The 1,803-nt window shown below is 55.5% G+C and carries 1 protein-coding gene; it reads right to left on the bottom strand.

The window, feature by feature from the left end:
* Positions 1–434: 434 nt before the first annotated feature.
* Positions 435–1,703 (bottom strand): IS110 family transposase, encoded by a 1,269-nt coding sequence (locus PMI36_RS00005; protein ID WP_008076766.1) that lies wholly within the window; start codon positions 1,701–1,703, stop codon positions 435–437.
* Between the last annotated feature and the right edge of the window lie 100 nt (positions 1,704–1,803).

The raw sequence follows: 1,803 nt of genomic DNA, 5'->3' as shown, positions 1-1,803 counted from the left end.
TCGGCCTCTGGGAAAGGGGCAGCAGATCAAGATCAAAAGCCAAAGCCAAAGCCAAAGCAACGGCAAGATCAACAGCTTCGCGAGCAGGCTCGCTCCCACAGTTGGACTGGGTACATCCGGGGAAGATTGGTCGGTTGACAGGCCGCCATCGCAGGCAAGCCAGCTCCCACAGGGATGATGTGCATCTGCAAGAGATTGGTCGGCTGTCAGGCCGCCTTCGCAGGCAAGCCAGTTCCCACAGGGATGATGTGCATCTGCAAGAGATTGGTCGGCTGTCAGGCCGCCATCGCAGCGATGCGGCGACCCGACAAGCCAGCTCCCACAAAAAATCAGAGCACATCCGCCTTGCCTTTCACCACTCAACAGGTCGAGCGTTAGCTCGCCTGCAGCTTTTGATGTTGACGCACCGCCCCCTCACGCCCTGAGCCTGTCCGTCAACCTGTGGCTACCTCCATCGGCGCCTCTATCAACGTTGATCCGCGCCGCGTTAAAGCCTGCAAATAAGCCTTTTCGTCATAGACGGTGCTGGTTTTCCAGCACCGATGGACGATTCTGATCCACTTAAAAGCGAGTGCTCTCAGGGCCGCCTGGTATGAGCAGCCTTTAGCCCGCTGCTGCCGATAATAAGCCTCGGCCCACGTTGATTGAGTGATGCTGTGAGCGGCCCATTCGACAAAGGTCTGACGCAAGAAGGTTGAGCATTGGTAGCGCCAATGCACGACTTTCTTCTTTCCGCTGCGCTGGGTAACGGGTGCGATTCCGGCATATCGCTGCATCGCATTGGCATCGCTAAATCGATCACGCTGCTCACCAAAAGCCACCATCAGGCGCGGTGCAAGATGTTGGCCGGCGCCAGGGAGTGCTTTAAAGATCGGGTAATCGGTCAAGGTGTTGGCCGTTTCTTCGATCTCGCGATCAAAATCCTTGATGGTGGAAATGAGCCCTTTGAGTTGCGACGCCAAGGCTGTTGCGTACAACTGCGAAGGACGTATTACCCCCGGGTCCTGCGTCAAAGGCATCGCTTGGGTGATGATTTCCCAGCGCGCTTGATTGAGTTGAGGGTGACGAGCGTTGTGCTCGCTAAAGAACTTGAGAAAAGTACTCTGACGAGAACGCTTGATGTATTCAAGCGCGGGCCAGCGCATCAGGAAGTCACAGAACACCACGGTGTCATGATTGCTAAACAGCTCCAGGGCCAATGGATAATACTGTTTGAGCGTACCGATCAAGCGGTTGCTGACCTTCACTCGCTCATCAACCAGTGCACGCCGATGTTCTGTCAGGCTGGCCAAAATACGCATGGCCGGGCTTTGCGGCATCAGCTGCGCAAACCGTTGGGGATAGGTGAGCAACAACTCAAGCGCCCATTGAGCATCGGTCGGATCATCCTTGGCACCGCTGCGGACAAAGGTTTTACGGTGTTTGGCCAAGGTGCTCGGATTAATCGGGAACAGGCAAAAGAACTCGTACTTTTGCAGGGCCGCCACCAACGGCCCCTTGTTGAGCTCAAGAGCAATCGCAATCGGAGCGCCGTAGCGCTCAAACAACGATTTCGCCCAACGATCAATCGATTGGGGCGTGTGGTCGATGACAGAGAAGTGCCGCAGGTTTTCCCCTGCGACCTGCAAACACACGTCGTGCTTGGTATCTGCCCAATCTATTCCGATATAAGCAGTGAATCTCTGAGACAGGAGCGTTTTCATCAACAACCTCCACAGGCGCTAAAGTACATGCAGGGACATGCATGCTTGCGTCCAGCGAAGGCGATATAGAGAGCCGTGTCGGGCTTTCCCTGAGGATTCG

This window comes from Pseudomonas sp. GM79 (assembly GCF_000282495.1).
Taxonomy (GTDB): Bacteria; Pseudomonadota; Gammaproteobacteria; order Pseudomonadales; family Pseudomonadaceae; genus Aquipseudomonas.
The sequence above is the reverse complement of the archived record's forward strand: the minus strand, read 5'-3'. Positions and strand labels throughout refer to the sequence as shown.